At 69.4% G+C, this 22585-nt stretch carries 22 protein-coding genes; 6 read left to right on the forward strand and 16 right to left on the reverse strand.

The window, feature by feature from the left end:
- Positions 1 to 34: 34 nt before the first annotated feature.
- On the reverse strand, positions 35 to 883 hold the full coding sequence (locus tag ACFYWJ_RS24240) for an NAD(P)-dependent oxidoreductase (RefSeq protein WP_355278260.1): 849 nt from the start codon (positions 881 to 883) through the stop codon (positions 35 to 37).
- Between the two features lie 198 nt (positions 884 to 1081).
- Here ACFYWJ_RS24240 and ACFYWJ_RS24245 point away from each other — a divergent pair, with 198 nt between their 5' ends.
- Entirely contained in the window at positions 1082 to 2764 is a 1683-nt protein-coding gene (locus ACFYWJ_RS24245) for an FAD-dependent oxidoreductase (protein ID WP_355278263.1), read from the forward strand.
- 69 nt (positions 2765 to 2833) lie between these two features.
- Here ACFYWJ_RS24245 and ACFYWJ_RS24250 read toward each other — a convergent pair whose 3' ends face one another.
- The 7 genes from ACFYWJ_RS24250 to ACFYWJ_RS24280 all read right to left on the reverse strand — a co-directional run bounded on the left by ACFYWJ_RS24250 (position 2834) and on the right by ACFYWJ_RS24280 (position 9543).
- Positions 2834 to 3604, reverse strand: a complete 771-nt coding sequence (locus ACFYWJ_RS24250) for an SDR family NAD(P)-dependent oxidoreductase (protein ID WP_355278264.1) — start codon at positions 3602 to 3604, stop codon at positions 2834 to 2836.
- Positions 3605 to 3654: 50 nt separating this feature from the next.
- Positions 3655 to 4416, reverse strand: coding sequence for a crotonase/enoyl-CoA hydratase family protein (locus tag ACFYWJ_RS24255; protein WP_355278267.1), 762 nt, complete (start codon positions 4414 to 4416; stop codon positions 3655 to 3657).
- Positions 4417 to 4453: 37 nt separating this feature from the next.
- Positions 4454 to 5635: a thiolase family protein gene (locus ACFYWJ_RS24260; protein WP_355278270.1), complete on the reverse strand. Its 1182-nt coding sequence runs from the start codon at positions 5633 to 5635 to the stop codon at positions 4454 to 4456.
- A gap of 82 nt (positions 5636 to 5717) precedes the next feature.
- Positions 5718 to 6989: an FAD-dependent oxidoreductase gene (locus ACFYWJ_RS24265; protein ID WP_355278273.1), complete on the reverse strand. Its 1272-nt coding sequence runs from the start codon at positions 6987 to 6989 to the stop codon at positions 5718 to 5720.
- Positions 6986 to 7177: a rubredoxin gene (locus ACFYWJ_RS24270; protein ID WP_355278275.1), complete on the reverse strand. Its 192-nt coding sequence runs from the start codon at positions 7175 to 7177 to the stop codon at positions 6986 to 6988. The genes ACFYWJ_RS24265 and ACFYWJ_RS24270 overlap by 4 nt, the downstream gene beginning before the upstream one ends.
- 3 nt (positions 7178 to 7180) lie before the next feature.
- The gene (locus ACFYWJ_RS24275) at positions 7181 to 8029 is read right to left on the reverse strand and encodes a mycofactocin-coupled SDR family oxidoreductase (RefSeq protein WP_355278278.1); all 849 of its coding nucleotides are present in this window, start codon (positions 8027 to 8029) and stop codon (positions 7181 to 7183) included.
- A gap of 50 nt (positions 8030 to 8079) precedes the next feature.
- Positions 8080 to 9543, reverse strand: a complete 1464-nt coding sequence (locus ACFYWJ_RS24280; RefSeq protein ID WP_355278559.1) for an aldehyde dehydrogenase family protein — start codon at positions 9541 to 9543, stop codon at positions 8080 to 8082.
- Positions 9544 to 9712: 169 nt separating this feature from the next.
- Here ACFYWJ_RS24280 and ACFYWJ_RS24285 point away from each other — a divergent pair, with 169 nt between their 5' ends.
- The 5 genes from ACFYWJ_RS24285 to ACFYWJ_RS24305 all read left to right on the forward strand — a co-directional run bounded on the left by ACFYWJ_RS24285 (position 9713) and on the right by ACFYWJ_RS24305 (position 14334).
- Entirely contained in the window at positions 9713 to 10933 is a 1221-nt protein-coding gene (locus ACFYWJ_RS24285; RefSeq protein ID WP_355278280.1) for a CoA transferase, read from the forward strand.
- The gene (locus ACFYWJ_RS24290) at positions 10930 to 11088 is read left to right on the forward strand and encodes a DUF1059 domain-containing protein (RefSeq protein WP_355278281.1); all 159 of its coding nucleotides are present in this window, start codon (positions 10930 to 10932) and stop codon (positions 11086 to 11088) included. The genes ACFYWJ_RS24285 and ACFYWJ_RS24290 overlap by 4 nt, the downstream gene beginning before the upstream one ends.
- A 54-nt stretch (positions 11089 to 11142) precedes the next feature.
- On the forward strand, positions 11143 to 12444 hold the full coding sequence (locus ACFYWJ_RS24295; protein ID WP_355278284.1) for an amidohydrolase family protein: 1302 nt from the start codon (positions 11143 to 11145) through the stop codon (positions 12442 to 12444).
- A gap of 73 nt (positions 12445 to 12517) precedes the next feature.
- Entirely contained in the window at positions 12518 to 14035 is a 1518-nt protein-coding gene (locus ACFYWJ_RS24300; protein WP_355278286.1) for a class I adenylate-forming enzyme family protein, read from the forward strand.
- Positions 14032 to 14334 (forward strand): hypothetical protein, encoded by a 303-nt coding sequence (locus ACFYWJ_RS24305; protein WP_355278289.1) that lies wholly within the window; start codon positions 14032 to 14034, stop codon positions 14332 to 14334. The genes ACFYWJ_RS24300 and ACFYWJ_RS24305 overlap by 4 nt, the downstream gene beginning before the upstream one ends.
- 73 nt (positions 14335 to 14407) lie before the next feature.
- On the opposite strand, the gene ACFYWJ_RS24310 is transcribed toward ACFYWJ_RS24305, so the two are convergent.
- The 8 genes from ACFYWJ_RS24310 to ACFYWJ_RS24345 form a co-directional block, all read right to left on the reverse strand.
- Positions 14408 to 15025 (reverse strand): isochorismatase family protein, encoded by a 618-nt coding sequence (locus ACFYWJ_RS24310; protein ID WP_355278562.1) that lies wholly within the window; start codon positions 15023 to 15025, stop codon positions 14408 to 14410.
- Positions 15026 to 15050: 25 nt separating this feature from the next.
- Positions 15051 to 16061, reverse strand: coding sequence for a Rieske 2Fe-2S domain-containing protein (locus tag ACFYWJ_RS24315; RefSeq protein ID WP_355278290.1), 1011 nt, complete (start codon positions 16059 to 16061; stop codon positions 15051 to 15053).
- A gap of 62 nt (positions 16062 to 16123) precedes the next feature.
- Entirely contained in the window at positions 16124 to 17272 is a 1149-nt protein-coding gene (locus tag ACFYWJ_RS24320; RefSeq protein ID WP_355278293.1) for a thiolase family protein, read from the reverse strand.
- Positions 17273 to 17290: 18 nt separating this feature from the next.
- On the reverse strand, positions 17291 to 17707 hold the full coding sequence (locus tag ACFYWJ_RS24325; protein WP_355278295.1) for an OB-fold domain-containing protein: 417 nt from the start codon (positions 17705 to 17707) through the stop codon (positions 17291 to 17293).
- Complete coding sequence (locus ACFYWJ_RS24330) at positions 17707 to 18621, reverse strand: alpha/beta fold hydrolase (protein ID WP_355278298.1); 915 nt, start codon at positions 18619 to 18621, stop codon at positions 17707 to 17709. The genes ACFYWJ_RS24325 and ACFYWJ_RS24330 overlap by 1 nt, the downstream gene beginning before the upstream one ends.
- On the reverse strand, positions 18618 to 20282 hold the full coding sequence (locus tag ACFYWJ_RS24335; RefSeq protein WP_355278299.1) for an OB-fold domain-containing protein: 1665 nt from the start codon (positions 20280 to 20282) through the stop codon (positions 18618 to 18620). The genes ACFYWJ_RS24330 and ACFYWJ_RS24335 overlap by 4 nt, the downstream gene beginning before the upstream one ends.
- Before the next feature lie 20 nt (positions 20283 to 20302).
- Positions 20303 to 21505: an acyl-CoA dehydrogenase family protein gene (locus ACFYWJ_RS24340; protein WP_355278301.1), complete on the reverse strand. Its 1203-nt coding sequence runs from the start codon at positions 21503 to 21505 to the stop codon at positions 20303 to 20305.
- A 15-nt stretch (positions 21506 to 21520) separates the two neighbouring features.
- Entirely contained in the window at positions 21521 to 22567 is a 1047-nt protein-coding gene (locus ACFYWJ_RS24345; protein ID WP_355278303.1) for an acyl-CoA dehydrogenase, read from the reverse strand.
- Between the last annotated feature and the right edge of the window lie 18 nt (positions 22568 to 22585).

Raw genomic sequence — 22585 nt, forward strand, 5'->3', positions numbered from 1 at the left:
TCCTTCCGTTCTGCCGGCGTCACCCGGTGCGCGTTTACAGAAACAGGTCTTTGTCGAGCGGAGCCAGGCCCGGCACCGCCCGGTATCGGCCGAAGTCGGTGACGCCGTGCGCCGCCAGCACGTCCTCGTCGATGAGGAACCGGCCCGTCGCCTCGCCAGGGGGCGCGGTGAACACCAGATAGGCCGCGTCGGCGCAGATCTGCGGAATCCGCGCGGTGGCAACGCGCTGTGCGCCACCGGGCCGGTTGCGGATCGCCGCGGTCGCGATCGTCGTGCGCGGCCACAGGGAGTCGACCCTGATGCCGCTGCCGCGCAGCTCCTCGGCGAGCCCCAGGGTGACCAGCGACATGCCGTACTTGGCGATGGTGTAGCCGAGATGAGCTCCGGCCCAGCGTGGTTCGAGGTTCAGCGGTGGCGACATCGTCAGGATGTGCGGATTACGGCCCGCCTCAGCCGATTTCCGCAGGTACAGCAGCGCCGTCTTGGCGAGCAGGAAACTGCCGCGACAGTTGATGTCCTGCATCAGGTCGTAGGCCTTCATCGACAGGTCCTCGGTGCGCGAGAGGTCGATCGCGGACGCGTTGTTGACCACGATGTCGATCCCGCCGAACCGCTCGGAGGTCTGCTCGACCGCCGCCGCGACGACCTCGTCCCGGCGGACATCGCCGATCACCTTCAGGACGGAGCCGCCCGCCAGCTCGAGCTCCTCGGCGGCGGTGTGGATGGTGCCGGGCAAACTCGGGTGCGGCTGATCGGTTTTGGCGATCAGGGTGATGTTGGCGCCGTCCGCGGCCGCCCGCCGGGCGATCTCGAGTCCGATGCCGCGGCTACCGCCGGACATGATCATCGTTCGCCCCGCGAGGCCTCTGTCACCGTCGGGCATTCGACCGATCTCCGATCCGCTCGACCCGGCGGCAAGGCCGGCGGGTGATCATACTGTTGTTATTACAGTACATACCTCTGGAGCTGCCGTCCAATGTCACTTACTGTAATACGGACAGTATTGTCTGGCCGATTCCGGCCCGCGCGCTCGCCCGTCGACGACGGCTCACCACCACCCTGCCCCCGAGGAGCGGAAACCATGGCCTACGTCATCACCCAGCGCTGCTGCAACGATGCCAGTTGCGTCGCCGACTGCCCCGTCGACTGCATCCGGCCCCGTCCGGACGAACCCAGGTTCGCGACCGCCGAGATGCTCTACATCGATCCCGACACCTGCATCGATTGCGGCGCATGCGTCGACGCGTGCCCGGTGGACGCCGTCTTCGCCGAGGACGACCTGCCCGACGTGCTGACCGGATTCGCCGACATCAACGCCGCGTACTTCCGGCGGCATCCGCTGCTGCCCGCGGCCGACCCCGTCGCACCCCTGCGGTTGCCGAAGGACCTCGGCCCGCTGCGGGTAGCCATCGTCGGCGCCGGCCCCGCAGCCTGCTACGCCGCCGAGGAACTGCTGCGGCGCTGCGCCGCCGAGATCGAGATCTTCGACCGCCTCCCCACCCCGTGGGGCCTGCTCCGTTCCGGAGTCGCGCCGGATCATCGGAGCACCAAGGCGATGACCACCCGATTCGAGCCGGTCCTCGACCGCGAGGCCGTCGGCCTCCACTTGAATGTCGAAGTGGGCGTACATATCTCGCACGACGAGCTGCTCGCCGACCACCACGCGGTGCTGTACGCGGTCGGCGCCTCGGGTGACCGCACCCTGGACATCCCGGGCGAGGACCTGCCCGGCTCGCACTCCGCCACGGAGTTCGTCGCCTGGTACAACGGTCACCCCGACTATGCCGACCGGGTGTTCGACCTGTCGGGCCCGCGCGCGGTGATCATCGGCAACGGCAATGTCGCCCTGGATGTGGCCCGGGTCCTGACGATGCCACCGGATCTGCTCGAGGGCCGGACCGATATCGCCGAGCACGCACTCACGGCTCTGCGGGCGAGCCGTATCACCGAGGTCGTCCTGATCGGGCGGCGCGGTCCGCTACAGGCCGCCTACACCGGTCCGGAGTTCCTCGCGCTGGGCCATCTCGATGGTGTCGACGTCGTCGTCGAGTCGACCGACCTCGACCTGGACCCCGAGAGCCGCGCCCTGCTCGACGATCCCGCGGCCGAACCATCACTGCGACTGAAATATTCTGTGGCACAGCAGTATTCGACGTCGGCGGGCACGCCGAGCCACCGCCGCATCGTCTTCCGCTATCTCGCCTCGCCGACCGCACTGACCGGTGACGGCAAGGTCGAGTCCGTCGAGCTGGTCCACAACGAACTCACCGCGCGGGACGGCCGCCTCCGTGCCGAGCCCACCCACCGCACCGAAACCCTCACGGCCGGAATGGTACTGCGCGCGGTCGGCTATCGGGGCACCGCGCAACCCGGACTGCCCTTCGATCCCGCGCGCGGGGTGATCCCCAACGAGCACGGCCGGGTCGTCGGATCGGACGGCGCACCGGTGGACCGGGTCTATGTGACCGGCTGGATCAAACGAGGTCCGCAGGGCGTCATCGGTACCAACCGAGTCGACGCGCAGGAGACGGTCGAGGCCATCCTGTCCGACTTCGCCGCGGGGCGCCTGTCGTCCCCCAGCGGCGACCGGGCCGCACTCACCGAGTTGCTCGACCGCAGGCAGCCCGACCGCGTCGGCCGGGACGGCTGGGCGGCCATCGATCGCGCCGAACTGGCCGCGGGCGCCGCCGCAGGCAGGCCGCGCGTCAAACTGGCCACCCGGGCCGCCCTGCTCGCCGCGGCCTGCGCACCGCAGCAGTCCTGAAAGCGCCACCGCCGCTCCGGATCACGGAGCGGCGGTGGCGGTTTCGGGCGGCCGTGGTGACGGCGCGACTCACTTCGGCTGGAAGCGCTGACCGCCGTCGATCCGCACCACTTCCCCGTTGATGTACGGGTTCTCGAGCAGGTGCTGGGCCAGCAACGCGTATTCCACCGGTGTGCCCAGCCGCTTCGGGAACGGCACGGACGCGGCGAACTGCGCGAGCTTCTCCGCACCGAGGAAATCCATGATCGGGGTGTGCATGGTGCCCGGTGCGATGCTGTTGACCCGGATACCCACCGCGCTCAGATCGCGAGCGGCGACCAGCGTCAGACCGTTGACGCCGCCCTTGGCCGCCGCGTAGGCGGACTGGCCGATCTGGCCCTCGTAGCCGGCGATCGAGCTGGTCATCACCACGGAACCGCGTTCACCGTTGGCCTTGGCCTCGAGCTTGGCCATCGCGGCCGCCGCGAGTCGCAGCACGTTGTAGGTGCCCGTCAGGTAGAGCGCGATCGTGTCGGTGAAACCCTTCAGGGTGTGCGGGGATCCGTCCCGGTTGACCACCTTCTCCAGCACGCCGAAGCCACCGTGGGCGATCACCGCGTAGCGCAGCGTGCCCAGTTCGGCGGCCGCGGCGATCGCGTGCTCCACCGAGTCCTCGTCGAGCACGTCGGTCCGCACGTAGACGGCCTTGTTGCCCAGCTCGGTCGCCAGGGCGTTGCCCTTCTCGTCATTCAGGTCGGCGATCACCACGGCCGCACCCTCGGCGTGCACCTTGCGCACCGTCGCGGCACCGAGGCCACCGGCACCGCCGGTCACCAACACCACTTCACCTTCGAACGACACTGCTTCTCCTCACTTCTCGGTTCGACGGCGGACAAGACGGCCGTGCGGCCTCACTTGCCCGTCCACTGGGGGGTTCGCTTCTCGGCGAAGGCTTTCGCGCCTTCCTGCGCGTCCGCGGTGGCGAAGACCGGCCCGATGAGCGCCATCTGCTTCTGCCACATCTCGTCGGGGTGCCACGCGGCCGCCTCGACGATGACCTGCTTGGTCACCGCGACGGCGACCGGCCCGTTGGCGGTGATCCGCTCGGCCAGGGCCAGTGCCCGGTCCAGGGCTTCGCCCGGCTCGGCCAGCTCGTTGACCAGACCCCACGACGCGGCGTCCGCTGCGGTGAAGGTGTCGCCGGTCAGGGACAGTTCCAGCGCCTTCTGGTAGGGGATCCGCCGGGGCAGCCGCAGCAGTGCGCCGCCACCGGCGACCAGGCCGCGCTTGACCTCGGGGACACCGAACTGCGCGGTACGCGAAGCCACGACCAGATCGGTCGCCAGCACCAGTTCGGTGCCGCCGGCCAGGGCGTACCCCTCGACCGCGGCGATGATCGGCTTACGTGGCGGCTTCTCGGTGAAGCCGAGACCTCGACCGGCCACATACGGGTACTCCCCCGCTGCGAAGGCCTTCAGATCCATTCCGGCACTGAAGTTTCCGCCACTGCCGGTCAGTACCGCGACCGACAGTTCGGCGTCGCCGTCGAGTTCGTCCATGGCGTCGGCCAGCCCCTGGCTGACCGCGAGATTCACCGCATTGCGCGCCTGCGGCCGGTTGATCGTGACGACCAGTGTCCGGCCGCGTCGTTCGACCTGTACTTCGTCCGACACAGGTACCTCCTTGTTCTGTTCGCTGATTGCCGGGTGCTCAGACTTCGATGACCAGGGCGCCGCCCATACCGCCACCGGCGCACATGGCGCTGACACCGATCCCACCGCCGCGACGGCGCAGCTCGTAGATCAGCGTCGCCACCTGGCGAGCGCCGGAGGCCGAGATCGGGTGGCCGAGGCTGCAACCGCTGCCGGAGAAGTTCACCTTCGACTCGTCGATGCCGTGCTTGCGGCAGGCGGCGATCGGGACCGAAGCGAAGGCCTCGTTGATCTCCCACAGCGCCACATCGGCGACGCTCAGCCCGGCGCGATCGAGCACCTTGCCGACCACATCGACCGCGGCGAGCCCGTTGTCCGCCGGTGTCACCGCGACATTGGCCCAGGTCCGGACCGTGGCCAGCACCTCGAGACCGGCACCTGCGGCGTAGTCGTCGGCGGTGACGGTGACCGCGGCCGCGGCGTCGTTGATGCCGCTGCTGTTGCCCGCGGTGATGGAGAAGCCCTCGATCCCGGGGTGCAGCACCGGCAGCGAGGCCAGCCGCTCGAGGGTGGTGTCGCGGCGGGGATGCTCGTCGACCGCGAAGTCGAGCACCGAGCCGTCGGCCTGGGCCACCTTCAACGGCAGGATCTCCTCGGCGAACCGGCCCTCATCGATCGCGGCGATCGCGCGCTGGTGGGAGCGCAGCGCCCACTCGTCCATCTCCTGGCGGCTGATGCCGACCTTCTTGGCGGTGTTCCAGCCGACCGTGATCGACATGTCGGTCGCCGGGGCGTCGGGGGTCTCCGGATGCGATGGCGGGATCCAGGGCTCGCGGAACTCGAGATCGGGGCCCACACCGGGCACCCGCCACTTCATCAGCGGGGCCGTGGACAGCGACTGCACGCCACCGGCGACGATGACGCGTTCCACACCCGCGCTGATGTGCGCGGCCGCGTTGGCGATCGAGGTCAGGCTGCCCGCACAGTGCCGGTTCACGGCCTGGCCGGGAACGCCGGTCATTCCGGCGGCCACCGCGGCGTGCCGGGCCAGATCGCCGCCGCCGTAGTTCAATTCGGCGAGGATGACATCGTCCACCTCGGCGGGGTCGATACCGGAGCGGCGGACCGCCTCGGTGAGGATCTCGGTGGCGAGGGTCTCCGATGCCACATTGACGAGCGCGCCCTTGAAGGACCGCCCGATCGCGGTCCGTACCGCGCTGACGATGACCGGTTTGGCCATATCTCTCAACCTTCGTCTCTCTGGGCCGCACCGGGCGGTGCGGCGTCGGTCTGTTCGGTGACAGCAGTGGGGTTGCGGGGCGTCACGACGCCGCCGGCGCGCCGGTGGAACGCAGCGTCGCCGCTGCCGCCACCAGATCGAGGTCGCCGGCGCCGAGCAGGTCGCGCGGAAGCGGGGCACCGTCCCCGATCAGCTCCAGTGCGGCGCGGACGTCTTTCGGCCTGCCGACTCCGAGAGCACCGATCAGCCGGTCCTGCGCCAGGGACAGCGCGAGGAAGGAGCCGCCATCGAGGTCGCCGAGGACGACGAGTTCGTCACCGCGAGTCGGCCATCCGGCGATCTGCAGGGTGCGGCCGAACTGGCTGGTCCAGCACCACGGGACATCGCGGTAGGGCGATCCGTGACCGAGCACGCTGCGTGCCGCGGCACTGCCGTGCGCCTGGGCATGGTTCCAGTGCTCGACCCGTTCGGTCCCGCCCAGGATCGCATTGGGGAACCGGGCGACGTCGCCGGCGGCGAACACCGCGGGCGCCGAGGCCGCGCAGTACTCGTCGACGACCACGCCGTCGGCGACCGTGAGCCCGGCGGCCTCGGCCAGGCCGGTCTCCGGTGTCATTCCCACCGCGACGATCACGACATCGCCGCGCCAGGACCGGCCGTCCTCGGCGGACACGGTGGTCACCGCGTCCCTGGTCTCCGCCGCGACGAGCCGCACTCCGGTGTACACGCCGACCCCGCGATCACGGTGCAGGCGTTCGTAACTCGCGGAGATCGCGGCGGGCAGCACCCGCGCGAGCACCCGGTCGGCGGCCTCCAGCACGGTGACCTCGGCCCCGCTGCCGCGCACGGCCGCGGCCACCTCCATCCCGATCAACCCACCACCGATGACCAGCACCGACAGGGTCTCGCCGACCTTTCCGGCCGCGCCCAGCACCGGTCGTAGCGCATCGAGGTCGGCCAGCTGCCGCACCGTGTAGGCCTCGGGGACGAGGTGGTCCAGCCGTTTCGCGCGGCCTCCGGTGGCCAGCACCACAGCGTCGTACGCCAGGTCGGATCCGTCCCCGAATTCGACACGGGCGGCGACGGTATCGAGGCGGGTGGCGATCGTGTCAGTGCGCAGCTCGATGCCCATGTCCGCCCAGAACACCGGCTGTTCGAGCCGAGCCCGCTCCGCGCCGACCGCACCGGACAGCAGTTCCTTGGACACCATCGGCCGCCGGTAGGGCTGCGCCCGTTCGGCACCGGCCAGCACGATCGACCCCGTGAACCCCTCCCTGCGCAGGGTTTTGGCGGCGCCGACTCCGGCGATGCCGGCGCCGACGATCACGATCTGCCCGCGGCGCGGAACCGTCACCGCGCGACCTCGATCATCTCGAAGTCGGACTTCTCCGCACCGCAGTCCGGGCAGGTCCAGTCGTCGGGGATGTCGTCCCAGCGGGTGCCGGGGGCGATCCCGTCGTCGGGCCAGCCCAGTTCCTCGTCGTACTCCCAGCCGCAGATGACGCAGCGGAAGAGCTTGCTGGCCGTGGTCGTTTCGGTCATGGTTCACTTCCCCCAGGGCACGGCCTTGACGAATCCGCCTGCGTCCACGCGGATCTGGCTGCCCGTCACGTACCGGGCGGCGTCGGAGGCCAGGAACACGACCATGTTCGAGACGTCCTGCGGCTGGATGTAGGGCACGGGCATGGCCTGCATGGCCGGGAACGCCTGCTCCGCGTCGGCGCGGGTCGGGGCGTCCTTGTCGGGGCGGAAGATCTTGTACATGCCGTCGTTGTGCAGCATGTCGGTGTCCACGTTGGTCGGGTGGACCGCGTTGACCCGGATCGATTGCTTGGCCAGCTGGATCGACAGATCGTTGACGTAGTGCGCTACGACCTGCTTGGCGAAGCTGTAGGCCGAACCGCCGGGCCCCTGCTTGGTGGAACTGCCCAGCTGTGCGGCCAGCGAACCGGTCGCGATGATCGAGGCGCCCGCGCCCAGGTGCGGCAGACTGGCCTGCACCACGTTGAACACCCCGACGAGATCGGTGTCGATGGTGTCCGACCACGATCGCATGCTCTGCCCGCTGCCCAGCGGCGCGATGCCCGCGTTGGCGACCACGATGTCGAGGCGGCCCAGCGCTTCCACGCCGGCGGCGACCGCTGCCCAGACCACGGTGCGGTCACGCACGTCGACGATCGCCGGGTGGCAGCGCCTGCCCTCCTTCTCGACCAGCCGGGCGGTCTCCTCGAGATCCTCGGGTCGGGCCAGGGGGTAGGTGTTCCCCTCGAGGTCCGCGCAGATGTCGAGGGCGATGATGTCGGCGCCCGCGGCGGCCAGGTTGACCGCGTGCGACCGCCCCTGTCCGCGGGCCGCGCCCGAGATGACGGCGACCTTGTCGTCCAAACTTCCCACTGATGGCAACCTTTCAGTACTTCTACGGTGATCGAGGGGTGCTCGCGGGCTCAGTGCTGTCGCGGGAGCCGGGAGCCGATGGTCTTGGTCTCGAGGTACTGCTGGAAGCCCTCGATGCCGCACTGGCGGCCGACTCCGCTGTTCTTGTAGCCGCCGAACGGCGCGTCAGCGCCGTAGAACATGCCGCCGTTGACGCCGACCGCGCCGGTGCGCAGACGACGCGCGATCGCCATCCCGCGTTCGTCGCTGCGCGAGAGCACGGCGCCGGCCAGACCGAACGCGGTGCCGTCGGCGATGCGGACGGCCTCGTCGTCGTCGGAGAACGGGATGACGACGAGTACCGGCCCGAACACTTCCTCCTGCGCGATCGCCAGACCGGGGTCCTCGGTCGCGAAGACCGTCGGGGAGAAGAAGTGCCCGCCTGCCAGGTGTGCAGGCAGATCGGCGGGTATCGCGCCGCCGGTGACCAGGCGCGCGCCGTCGCGCTGCGCCCGTGTGCACGCGGCGCGGACCCGATCCTGCTGTGCGGCACTGATCAACGGGCCGACGAGAGTTTCCGGCAGTGCCGGATCGCCGACCGGGACCGCGGCGAAGGCCGCCGCGACTGCCTCGACCATGTCGTCGTAGAGGGAGCGGTGCACCAGCATCCGGCTCGTCGCCGCGCAGGCCTGGCCCGCGTGCACGCAGACCCCGATGGCGCTGCGCAGAGCGAGCTCCGGTTTCGCGTCGTCGAGCACGATCAGCGCGGATTTCCCGCCGAGCTCGAGGAACGTCCGCTTCATCGACGCCGCGCCCTGGCGCAGGAGCAGGCGCCCCACCTCGGTCGACCCGGTGAACGAGACCAGATCGACGCGCGGATCGGTGGACAGCAGTACGGCCACATCGTTCGACGGCGTGGTCACGATGTTCACCACACCCGGCGGGAAGTCGGTGTGCTCGGCGATCAGCCTGCCGAGCCGGGTGGCGTTCCACGGCGTGTGCGGATCCGGTTTCAGGACAACGGTGTTGCCCGCAGCCAGGGCGGGACCCAGTTTGTTGAGCACGACTTCGACGGGGAAGTTCGACGGGCAGATCGCCGCGACGACACCGACTGGTTCCTGCACCACGGTGCGCTTGTTCCGGTCACCGAAGAGTCCGCCGCCCGCGAGCACCCGCTCCCAGGCGAATTCGTCGATGAGCCCGGCTGGATAGCGCAGCGCCTCGGCCAGTGGCCAGTCCAGCTGGGCGTTGTGGGTCGTCATGACCGGGCAGCCGACCTCGGCGACCAGCTCGGTGCGCAGCAGTTCCTTCTCGGCTTCCAGCGCGCTCTGCAATTGCTCGAGGCAGCGGCGGCGCAGCGCCCGGTCGACCGGCCAGGAGCTGTGGTCGAACGCCCGGCGCGCGGCGGCGATCGCCCGCGTCATGTCCGCCTCCCCCGCGGCGGCGGTGACGCCGAGCACCGACCCGGTGGCCGGGCTGTGGTTGTCGAACATCGCGCCCGACAGCGCGCCGGTCAGCTCACCGTCGATGAGCATGCGCGACTCGGCCTGCGCGGCGGCCACCAGCCCCAGCTCCGGACTCAGTGCGGTCCGCTCGCCGACGACCTCGCTCACATTGCCTCCCGATGACCATCCTGGATGATTAACTGTAATGATTACCGTATAGTACTTCGGGACACGTATCAATCGCGGGAAAGGAGCACCGATGTCCGGATTGCTCAGTGGCGTCACGGTTGTCGAGCTGGCGTCGTGGACCTATGTGCCGAGCGCCGGCGCGGCACTGGCCGACTGGGGCGCGAATGTCATCAAGGTCGAGGACACCCGGGGCGGAGATCCCTGCCGCAACCTGACCATCGGCGGCCTCGACGGCACCGGCACCGCGGTCCAGGCCAATTTCATGATGGAACTCGGCAATCACGGCAAGCGCAGCATCGGCGTCGACATCAAAACCGAACAGGGCAGGCAGATCCTGGGCCGGCTGATCGCCGAGGCCGATGTCTTCCTGACCAACTGGCTGCCCGCTCCCCTCCAGCGCGCGGGCCTGACGGTGCCGCAGATCCGGGAGTTCAACCCGTCGGTGATCATCGCCCGCGGCAGCGGCCACGGCAGCCGCGGTCCGGAGAAGGACCGCGGCGGCTTCGACGCCGCCAGCTACCTCGCCCGGGCGGGCGTGGCCTACGCCCTGTCCCCGACCGACGCCGAGTTCCCGATGGCGCAGGGCCCCGCCTTCGGCGATCTGCAGGGCGGCATCACGCTGGCGGGTGGCGTCACCGCCGCGCTGTTCCATCGCGAGCGCACCGGCCACGCGCCGATCGTCGACAGTTCACTGCTCGCCCAGGGCATGTGGTCGGTCGCGCCCGACATCGCCGCCGCCGACTACTACGCCATCGACCGGATTCCGGCCGGCGAGGCGGGCACCGCCCTCAACCCCGCCGTCAACCGCTACCGCACCCGGGACAACCGCTGGGTGCAACTGGTGCTGCTGCAGGCCGATCGGTTCTGGGCCGGCTTCTGCGAGCGCATCGGCCGCCCCGATCTGGGCACCGACCCACGGTTCACTCCACTCGCCAATCTGGTCGTCAACCAGGAAGCCGCCACCGCCGAGCTGCGCAAGACCTTCGCCGAGGCGGACCTCGCCCACTGGCAGAAGGCCCTCGCGGACGAGCCGGGCGTGTGGGCCACCATCGCCAGCCCCCGGGAAGTGCTGACCGACCCCCAGGTCACCGCCAACGGCTACCTCATGACCATGACCGACAGCGGCGGCACCGAGTACCGCACGGTCGCCGCCCCGGTCCAGTTCGACGAGACCCCGGCACCGGCCAGCCGCGCACCCGAGTACGGCGAACACACCGAGACGATCCTGCTCGAGATCGGTCTGAGCTGGGACGACATCGTCGCCGCCAAGGACAGCGGGGCGATCCTGTGACCGAGACGCAGAAGCGGTACCTCAGCTGCCCGTGCGGCGAGTGGCTGACCGGCGCCGACGAAGACGACCTCGTCGAGCGAGCTCGGCAGCACCTCACCGGGCGCCATCCCGACCACAGCTATACCAGGGACCAAATCCTCTTCCTGGCCCACTAGCCTTGCGGAAATCTCTATAGTAATCCTTACAGTATCTAAGTTAGGAGAGTGCTCGTGGACAAGAACGATATGATCCTGATCAGCGTCGATGACCACATCATCGAACCGCCGGACATGTTCGCCGAACACCTGCCGAAGAAGTACGCCGCCGACGCTCCGCGCCTGGTGCACACCCCCGACGGTGCCGATGTCTGGAAGTTCCGCGACACCGTCATCCCGAATGTCGCCCTCAATGCCGTGGCGGGGCGGCCGAAGGAGGAATACGGCCTCGAGCCCGACGGCCTCGACGAGATCCGCCCGGGCTGTTTCGACGTGCACGAGCGCATCAAGGACATGAACGCCGGCGGCATCCTGGCGTCGATGAACTTCCCCTCCTTCCCCGGCTTCGCGGGCAGGCTGTTCGCGACCGAGGATTCGGACTTCTCGCTGGCGCTCGTCCGGGCCTACAACGACTGGCACATCGATGAGTGGTGCGGCGCCTACCCCGGCCGCTTCATCCCGATGGCACTGCCGGTGATCTGGGACGCCGAGCTGTGCGCCGCCGAGGTCCGCCGGGTCGCAGCCAAGGGCGTCCATTCGCTGACCTTCAGTGAGAATCCGGCGGCGCTGGGATACCCCAGTTTCCATGACCCGTACTGGAATCCGCTGTGGAAGGCACTCGTCGATACCGACACCGTGCTGAGTGTGCACATCGGGTCATCGGGGCGGCTGTCCATTCCCGCGGTCGACTCCCCGCCGGACGTGATGATCACGCTGCAGCCCCTCAACATCGTGCAAGCGGCGGCCGATCTGCTCTGGTCCCGGCCCGTCAAGGAATACCCCGACCTGAAGATCGCGCTGTCCGAGGGCGGCACGGGCTGGATCCCGTATTTCCTGGAACGGGTGGACCGCACCTTCGAGATGCATTCGACCTGGACGTTGCAGAACTTCGGCGGCAAATTGCCCTCGGAGGTGTTCCGCGATCACTTCCTCACCTGCTTCATCAGCGATCCGGTCGGTGTCCGCCTCCGGCACGAGATCGGTGTCGACAACATCTCCTGGGAGATGGACTACCCGCACAGCGACTCCATGTGGCCCGACGCTCCCGAGGTGTTGTTCGCGCTGCTCGAGCAGGAGCAGGTGCCCGACGACGAGATCGACAAGATCACGCACCTGAACGCGATGCGCTGGTACTCCTTCGACCCGTTCCAGCACATCCCCAGGGAGCAGGCCACCGTCGGCGCGCTGCGTGCCGCCGCGGCCGACCACGACGTCAGTATCCGGTCCCGCAGCCAGCGGACCACCTCGGCGGCCGAGGACAAGCTGGCCGCCTTCCAGGCCCAGATCAAGGCAGCCACCGCGCACACCGCGAGCTGACCGGTACGACCGCGCGCCACCCCGGAACACATTCAGGGTGGCCGCCTCCGCTGTGAACCGATGAGGTGAGATCTTGAGCATTTCCGTGCTCCTCGAGATGGCCGCGGCCACCCGGCCCGACCACAACGCCGTCGTCGCCGACGGCACCACGACCACCGTGGCCGAGCTGAGCGGCCTGGCCGACCGCGCGGCGGGCCTGATCGACTCGGCGGGCGTGGGCCATGTCGCCTACGTCGGCACCGGCGGAATCATGCTGCCGCTGCTGCTGTTCGGGTCCGCGCGCGCGGGCCGCGCGTTCACTCCGCTGAACTACCGGCTCGGCGCGGCCGCGCTGCGGGAGCTCATCGAGCGGCTCCCCGCCCCGCTCGTGGTCGCCGACGACGAATACGCCGACATCGTCGCGGGGACCGGCAAGCAGGTCATCGGCTCCGCGCTGTTCTGCGCGGCGGTCCGCACCGCGTCCGGCGACACCACCATCACCGAACCCGCGCCCGAGGACACCGCGGTCCTGCTGTTCACTTCGGGCACAACCGCCCAGCCCAAAGCGGTGGAACTCACCCACGCCAACCTGACGAGCTACGTCATGGGCACCGTCGAATTCGGCTCTGCCGCACCGACGGACGCGGCCCTGGTCTGCGTCCCGCCGTACCACATCGCCGGTGTCGGTGCCGCCCTGTCGAACCTCTATGCCGGCCGAACCACGGTGTACCTGCGGCACTTCGACGCGCAGCGCTGGATCACGCTGGTCCGCGAGGAAGCCGTCACCAACGCGACAGTGGTGCCGACGATGCTCGACCGGATCGTCACCGCCCTGCGCGCGGCGCCGGGGCCAGGACTGCCGAGCCTGCGCACCCTCGCCTACGGTGGTTCCCGCGCGCCGATGCCGCTGGTCCGCGCGACCCTCGAGCTGCTGCCGGAGGTCGGCCTCGTCAATGCCTACGGGCTCACCGAGACCAGCTCGACCATCGCGGTGTCGACACCGGAGGATCATCGGATCGCCTTCGCGGCGACCGATCCCGCGATCGCCCGCAGGCTCGGTTCGGTCGGACGGGCGGTGCCGGGCATCGAACTGCAGATCCGGGCCGAGGACGGAACCGTCCTGACGCCCGGCGAGATCGGCGAGCTCTTCGTCCGGGGCCCCCAGGTGTCCGGGGTCTATCGTGGCCTCGGCTCGGTGCTCGACGACGACGGATGGTTCCCGACCAGGGACCTGGCCGCGCTGGACGCCGACGGCTATCTGTTCATCGGTGGGCGCTCCGATGACACCATCATCCGCGGCGGGGAGAACATCGCCCCGGCCGAGCTCGAGGATGTGCTGGTCGAGCATCCCGAGGTGGCACAGGTCGCCGTCGTCGGTCTACCGGACCAGCAGTGGGGCCAGATCCTGGTCGCCGTTGTCGTGCCGGTCCCCGGTGCGGCCCCGGACCCAGAGCGGCTGCGCGAACACGTCCGCGCGAACCTGCGCGGTTCTCGTACTCCGGACCGGGTCGTCTTCCGGACAGACCTCCCGACCAACCCCACAGGCAAGATCCTGCGGCGCGATCTCGTCGACGAGCTCTCCGCCGCGACCACCACCCGAGGAGCATCGTGATCACCAGCGGAACCCGCCTCGAAAGCCAGGTCTGCGACACCCAGGTCATCGTCATCAAAGCCACCGACGCCATCGCGGGCTTGCGCTGCGGTGGCACCCCCATGGTGAACCTGGGCGCGGCCAAGGACGCACACGCGGTCATCGACCCGGATTTCGCCGATGGGACCGCCGTCGGCAAGCGTTACATCCACGCCACCGGCGCCGAGATCCTGGTCACCCGGGCGGGTGTGGGCACCCTGGACGTCGATGCGGTGCCCCTGGATCTCAAGGAAGCCAAGCAACTTCCGTCCAGCGACTGAGCGACACGAGACACCGACGGCGCTCCTGCACGAAAGGCAGGAGCGCCGTCGGTGTTTCGTGGTGCCGACCGGGTCAGCGCCAGGCGGCCAGCAGTTCTTCGGTCGTGGTGATCGTGGCGATCATCGACAACGTGTTCTCGATCATCGCCGCCCCGTACGCGCGGGGGATACCTGCCACGGCGTCCCGGGGCACCACCACGTCGTAGGCGGCGTTGACCGCGTCCATCACCAGATTCGGGATGGCCACATTCAGCGAGACGCCCACCGCGACCACTGTCGTCACCCCGAGGTTGCGCAGCACCGCGTCGAGATCGGTGCCACCCATGGGACCGAGCCCGTGCCTGCGCCGCAGCACCAGATCACCCGGCTCCGGCCCGAATTCGGGCAGCAGCGCGGTGGCCTCGGTACCGGGCTCCAAGGGCACGCCGCGCGCGCCGAGGGCGAACAGCTTCGCGTTGTGATTGGAGCCGAGGCCGTCGGGGCGACGCCAGACCAGGCAGTGCACCACCCGCACACCGGCTGCCCTGGCCGCGGGGAGCAGGGCGCCGATCGCGGGCAACGCGGTGTCGCGGGCCTCTTCGGCCAGCGCGCGCAGGCTGGCCGACGCACCGACCACCGCACCCTGGAGTTCCTGGGTGACGATGGCCGTGTGGCCGGGCGCCGCGAGCTCGGCCAGCGACCTGCGCGTCATGCCGGAGCCCGCAGGCACGGCGTGATCATGGTGCCACCGGCGCGTCCACCGGCGGGACATCGTAGAACTGTTTCGCCCACTTGCGCAGGGACAGATACGGTTTGGCGTCCTTGGGTGAGAGCGGCGGGTGCTCCACGTATTTCTGGTACCGCCAGATGCTCAGGTCCTCCCAGACCGTGACCAGGAACTGTTTCTCCACCCGCGCCCGGACTTCCGGTGGCGGAACATCGGATTCGTCACCGGGGTTGCGCGGCCACCAGATCGAATAGAACAGGTCCGAGGATTCGTCGTCGACCGGGGTGGTGGCGAAGATCAGCCGATGCCTGGACGAGCCCTCGAACGCGCTGATCGAACCACCGAGACCGAACATCTGCGCGTGGATCTTCAGCGCCATCTTGTCCGGGTCGTCGCTGCGCGCGTCGGGCCAGCCGGTCAAGAACGACCAGGTGTGATCGACGGCGCTGTAGTCGAGCATCTTCGGAGTGACGGTCGCACCGTGGACGTACTCGAAATGCAGACTGTCCGGACCGTTTTCGAGTACGACCTGCGGATGCACCGGCTCGCGTTCGGTCTTGCTCGAGAACTCCGGGTACGGCCGGTAGTAGTCGACGGGATCGGAGCCCAGTTCCGGGAACATGCGCAGGATGTCGGGCATCTCCCACGACGGCGGGTTGCCTTCGGGGTGATGCCACAGGAAGACACACCCGTTCTGTTCGTTCACCGGATACACCTGCAGCCGCAGGCCGCGGTTGACCCGGTCTTCGCCGGGGATGTGCCGGTTCCTGCCGTCGGGGCCCCACCGCCAGCCGTGGAACGGGCACTCGACACAGTCGCCGACCACCTTGCCGCCGTGGCCGAGGTGCGCGCCCAGATGTTTGCAGTGCCCGGTGAGGATGTGCAGTTCCCCGGCCTCGTCCCGGTAGGCGACGAGATCCTCACCGAAGTAGTGCAGCGGCTTGGTTTCCCCCTGCGGGAATTCTGCGGACCAACCGACCATGAACCAGCCGGTGACTTTCCAGGTGAACGGGACTTTCACTGGGCACCTCCTGTGCCGGATGGGGTACTCGGACATTCACGTGATCGCATAGCCTGCCCCGATCAGGTCGTCACGATGGTCGCGCCCGCGGTGCCGGGCGCACCGTAGAGCAGGGCGAATCCGGCCTTCGGGCCGCCGGCGACCTGGCGCTCACCGGCGGTGCCGCGCAGTTGCAGCACCAGCTCGTGCAATTGGCGCATGCCCGAAGCGCCGATCGGTTCTCCGTTCGCGATGAGCCCCCCGTCGGTGTTCACCGGCAGTGTCCCGGAGATCTCGGTCGCCCCTTCGGCGATCAGCCGTTCCTGCTCGCCGTCGGCGCAGAAGCCCGCCTCGGCCATGTGGATGACCTCCGCGCCCGCGTCGGTGTCCTGCAACTGGACCACGTCGATGTCGGCCGGGGCGATCCCCGCGCTCTCGAAGGCCGCGCGGGCGGCGAACACCGACGGCGACGCGACCTCCTGCACGGGCGCGTAGGTGGTATTCACCTCGTAGGCACCGTAAGTGCGGGTGCGTACCTCCACCGCCCGGACGTAGATCGGCGTATTGGTGAACCGGTGCGCGATATCGGCGCGGCACATGATCACCGCGGCGGCGCCCTCGTCCGGCGCACAGAACATGTAGTGGGTCAGTGGATAGTTCAGCATGGGCGCGGCGAGGATATCGGCCTCGGCGACCGGCTTGCGGCGGAAGGCATTCGGATTGAGCACGCCGTTGCGGTAGTTCTTGGCGGCCACCTTCGCGAGGGTGTCCACCGAGATGCCGTGGTCGTGCAGGTAGCGGTTGGCTTTCATCCCGAAGAACTGTGTGGTCAGGTACTGACCGTTCTCGCCGTACCATTTCGGCATCCCCACCAGGGTGGGGTCGACGGTGAACGCACCGCGTGGATGCTTGTCCATGCCGATCGCGATGCCGATGTCGTATTTGCCGAGCCGGATGGCGTCCGCACAGGCCTCGGTGGCCGACGCCGAGGTGGCGCACGCGTTGAACACGTTGGTGAACGGGATCCCGGTCAGGCCCATCAGCGACACGATGGCATCGGGGTTGGCGACCTCCCAGCTGCCGCCGACGGCGAATTGGATGTCCCGCCACTCCAGGCCGGCATCGGCCAGGGCGGCGCGGATCGCGTCGGTCCCCATCTGCATGGCGGTCTTGCCGGGAAAGCGACCGAACGGGTGCATGCCCACACCGATGATCGCGACCTCGTTGGTCATCTCAGAAGTTCCTGTCCGTCAGGCGGGCTGGAAGGCGAAGGTGAATACCTCGTTGCCTTCGGCGTCGGTACCGAGCGGGATGCTGGTCAGCACGACACTCATCCCGAATGTCAAAGTCGCCGGATCGTTCTCGGTCAGCCGCCCCTCGATCCGGATGATGTCGCCCAGCTGGACCAGCCCGACGCCGAACGGCACGAAGGTATCCGCGGTCTCGTCGCCGAGATACGGTGCGCCGGGCAGGAATCCCTGTGTGGTCCAGGCGACGAGGGTGCCCGTGCGCGGCAACGTGATCGGCTCGATCGCGGGCTTGCTACAGCGCGGGCACAGGTCCTGGACCGGGAACACCGCGGCGCCGCAATCGCCGCACGATCCGGCGATCAGCTGGAAGTCCGGCTCCGGCCAGGTGGATATCTCGGGGGCGATCATTCTCTGCATCAGTCGTTCCTCTTCGTCGAATTCGTCACCAGGTCTCCGGCTCGCACCGCGCATTCCTCGACGAAGGCCAGCAGGCCGAGGTGATAGCCCGCGGCGCCGAAGCCGACGCTCATGTTGTGGCCACATCCGGCCTGTTCGTGGTTCACGACCCGGGGCGCCGCGGTGAACATCGCGGCCAGCTCGCGGACCGCGCCGGGATCGGTGCGCCACACCCGTTCGTGCTCGGCGTTGGTCAGCCGCACCGGGATCCGCACCTGCTCGGCGAGCACCGGGAAGTCCGTCGGCCACTCCCGCACGACGACGGTTTCGTACGCCGGGGTGGCCGAGGACAGGGACCGGCCGCCGAACACCTCGGGTGGGTAGCCGTCCGGCGGGCTCCACAGCAGGTCCCGGATGCCGCCGGGGCGCCGGGTGCGGTGGATTTCCTCGATGACCCGGATCGCGGCGGTTTGCTTGTGCACGCCGGTGCCTGCCAGCTCGAGGCCGAGCAGGTCGTGCCCGCGGGGGTCGGCGGCCATCCGGGCCGCCAGATCGCAGCCGGCCGAGTGGCCGACCACGAACACGCCCGCGCCGCGCGGACCGGTGCCGAGCAGCGCGTCGATCGCGGCGAAGGTGGCGTCGACCCGCTGCTGGGGTGGGTCGAAAGAGCGATCCCACGGCGCGGATTCGCCGTAGCCGGGGCGGTCGAGCGCCAGCACGGTGAATCCCAGCCGCGCGCCGAGCCGGAGCAGCGACAACCACGGCCGGTCCGGCAGGTCGAAGTACTGTGCGGTGGTGGCGCCGCCGTGCAGGGCGACCACCACCGCGCGTGGGTCGGCGACCTCGGCGCACAGCGCCGAGAACCTCGTGCCTGCCACGTCGACGGTGCGGGTGGTCACCGGACCGGTGGTGGCCGGACCGTTCTCGTTACTCATGCGTCCCTCCGCAACAACATCACTCCGCTGGGGGTCAGTCCCCCGCTGCTGACGACCGCTACGCGGGCGTCCGGTATCTGTCTCTGTCCCGCCTGCCCGCGCAACTGGGTGACCGCTTCGTGGATCAGGCCCATACCGTGGGTGCGCCCGTGCGAGAGCTGACCGCCGTGGGTGTTGAGCGGCAGAACGCCGCCGCGGGCGATGTTGACGCCGCCGGCCAGGAAGTCCTTCGCCTCGCCGATGCCGCAGAAGCCGAGGGCTTCGATCCAGGACAGGCAGTTGAAGGTGAAGCCGTCGTACAGCTGGGCGACATCCACGTCGTCGGGGCGCAGGTCGGTGCGGGACCACAGGTGGGCGGCCTGGCCGAGCACCTGCGGTTCGTGGGTGAGGGTGCTCTGATCCCATTCCAGGCGTTCGGCGATCTGCGTTCCGACCGCTTCCACCAGGACGGCGGGCTGGGCCAGATCGGCCGCGGTTTCGCGCGCGGAGACGACCACGGCCACGGCGCCGTCGCAGGGGACGTCGCAGTCGTAGAGACCGAACGGGGTGGTGATCGTGCGCGCGGACAGGTAGTCGTCCATCGTCAGCGGATCCCGGTAGATCGCGCTCGGGTCCAGCGCCGCGTTGGCGCGCTGGTTGAGCGCGATCCAGCCCAGGGTCTCCCGGTCGGTGCCGTAGCGGTGGAAGTGGCGTTGCGCGGTCTGCGCCAGCAGGTGCGCGGCCGACACGGCACCGAAGGGCACCAGCCAGGGATCGGTGATGCCGCCCGACGGGGTGATCCGCCCGGTGCGCACGAGTTCGCCGTAGCTCGATTCCCACACCGTGCGGAAGCACAGGACGTGCCGGGCCAGCCCGGCCGCGACGGCGAGCATGGCCGCGATCACCGATCCGCCGGGCCCGAAGGTCTCCGCGCCACCGTTGTGCCAGGTCGGGTACAGGCCGAGGGCCGATTCCACGGCGGTGACGCCGCCTTCACCGAACGGCCCGAAGTCGCCGGATCCGGGGTAGGTCGACAGGCCGTCGATGTCGTCGAAGGACAGTCCCGCGTCCCGCACCGCCGCCCGGCACGCCTGCACCGTCAGCGACATCGGGTCGGCCAGGAGCCGACGGCCGATCCTGGACCGGCCGATGCCGGTGATCGCGACCCGGTCCTCGAACTTGGCCGTGGTCACCGGGCCGCGAATCCGCTCGCGCAGCCGTGCCGGTTCCACCGGATCCGTCGGCAGCGCCGACAGTGGTTCCGCCGCCGCTGGATCCGCAGGCCGGAACAGTGGCAGCCAGCTCCGGCCCGCCTGCTGGAATTCCACGATCATCCGCTGTCCCAGGACGAGATCGTCCGGGTCGGCGCCGATTACGTTGGTGGTCAGCCGAACCCGGTCGTCCTCGGCGATCGCGACCTGGGCGACGACGTAGGGTGCGGGCAGACCGGGCACCGCGAACCGGTGGTTGACGGTGAATCCGATCAGCGTGGCGTACCCGGAGACCGCCTGGATGTCGAAGTCCTCACCCCGGCAGTACCGGCACACCGGCCGCGGTGGATGCACGAGCGCGGCGCACGACCGGCACTGCCGGAAGCGCAGCACTCCGTCGGCACCGGAGGCCCAATAGAATTCGGTCTCCGGCGTCGTCGGCGGTGGCAGCCGCTGGGTGTCCTCGGCCACGGGTACTCCCTCCGAGCCGGTCAGCTCGCCGTGGCTTTCGGCGTGGCGAGCGGTGCGTAGGTGGGCCTGCCGAGTCCGAGGATGTGCTGGGCGATCATGTTGCGGAACACCTCGAGGGTGCCGCCGTAGATGCCGCACAGCGGCGCCCACCGGAAGATGTACTCCATGCCGCCGTCGTCGGCCGCGCCCTCGGTGTCGATCGGCAGCGCGGCGGCGGGCCCGAGAATGTCCATCAGGTCCGGGGAGATGTCGCGCATGGTCTGGGCGATGGCCACCCGGCCGAACATGTGCGGCGCGGACAGGGCCGCTTCCATCCGGGCGATGCTGCGGCCCAGCCGCAGCGCCACCGAGCGGTCGTCGAGCAGCCGCTGCCCGCCGGGCCCCGGCGCCGCCGCGATCGCGGTGACCCGGTCGACGGAGGTCGCCATCATGGTGCCCTGGTGCACGAGGATCGACACGTCCTGCAATCCGTCGGCTTCGGCGTCGACCACGCCGTGTTCGGTGCTGAGCGGACCCATCAGGACCGACCAGCCCTCGTTGACCGCGCCGAGGCGGTACCTGTCGTCGACCCGGACATCGCTGTAGTACACGATGTTCGTGCGGTCGCCGTCGACCGTCTTGATGCCCTGGATCTCGATGCCCGGACTGTCCAGCGGCACCAGGAACATGGTGAGGCTCTTGTGTTTCCGCGCCTCGGGGTCGGTGTTGGTGATGAGGAAGACGTACTGGCAGTTGTGCGCGCCGGTGGTGAACATCTTCGAGCCGTTGATCACCCACTGGTCGCCGTCGCGCACCGCCCTGGTCTTGCACATCGCGACATCGGATCCGCCTTCGGGTTCGGTATAGCCCAGGCACAGCCGGATCTCGCCGCGCTCGAGCCCCGGCAGCACTTCGGCCTGCAGTTCCGCCGAACCGTGCGAGCGCACCGAGGTCGCCACGATGGCGGTGGTGCCCCAGGTGACCCAGGGGATGTGCACCCGCCGCTTCTCCAGATCCCACAGGCGCCTGCGCAGCCGGCCGAGTCCCCCGTCGCTCTCGTCGGCGAGTTCGGCGCTCAGCCAGCCGGCCGCACCCAGGGCCAGATGGACGCCCTCGTCGAAGTTGTCGCCGGTCTCGCGGTCCCGGCGCCGCACCTCGTCGGTGACGTGGGTGGCGAGGAATTCCCGTGCCCCGGCGAGGAATTCCTGATCCTCGCTGGACAGTTCGACGCGTGAGAAATCCATGTTCGTACTCCGTTTCTAGGCGGTCGCCGCGGCGAAGAGTTCGGCGACCTGCACCGCGCTGGCTCCGAGGTCACCGGCGGCCAACGGCCAGCCCCTGGCCCGGAGGAGGTAGGACGCGGCCGCCGATTCCTCGGACACGCCGAGACCGCCCTGGACGTGGGTCGCCGTGGTCGCCGCTTTCGGCGCCGCTTCGGCGATGTAGACGAAGGCCGCGGCGGGCAGACCCGGCTGCACGGTGGGTTCGTGTTCCAGGAACCAGGCCGCGCGCCGGCTCAGGTTGCGGGCGGCGTGGACGGTGATCGCGATATCGGCCAGCGGGTGCGAGATACCCTGCAGGGTCGAGATCGGCACGCCCATCGTGTAGCGGGTGGTCGCGAACTCCGCGGCGATCCGCAGGGTCTCCTCGACGAGCCCGACCAGGGCGGCCGCGGTGAGTACCCGCCATTCGTCCAGCGCGCGATCGTATTCGGCCAGGGCCGCTGTCCCCGTGGCCAGCACGGTCCGGTGGTCGGCCGCGGCGGGATCCACCCACGCCATCGGCAGTTTGCCGATATTGGCGACCGGCGCCGGGCGGGTGTCGAAGCCGAGCTCGACGATCTCCTCGCCATCGCGCACGATGATCCGGTCGGCCACGGCGGCGGCTCCGACGAGTCGCCTGCCGGTCGCGGAGTCGACGCGGGTGTCGAGCGCGACCAGGCGCTCCCCCTCGACGACGGCGCTCCCTGCCGCGCCGGTCAGCGCGCCGAGGCGGGCGAGCAACCGGGCGGCGCAGACGTGGTCGGTCCAGGGCACCGGAGCGAGCGCACGGCCGAGTTCCTCGGCGACCAGCGACAGGTCGACCAGCGTCGCACCGTCCCCACCGGCGGCTTCGGGCAGTGCCATCGTGGTGGCGCCGGTGGCGCACAGCTGTTCCCACAGGTCCTTGTCGAAGCCGGTTTCCTCGGCGGCCCGGACGGTGTCGATCGGACTCCGCGAGCGGAAGAACTTCGCGTAGACGGCTTGGAGTTCGGTCTGGTCGGCCGACAGGGAATAGTCCTGCCTGCGCAATTCGTAACGGTCCATTGTGGTTTGCTCCTGATT

Origin of the sequence: Nocardia sp. NPDC003269, from assembly GCF_042888005.1 — a bacterium.
Taxonomy (GTDB): domain Bacteria; phylum Actinomycetota; class Actinomycetes; order Mycobacteriales; family Mycobacteriaceae; genus Nocardia.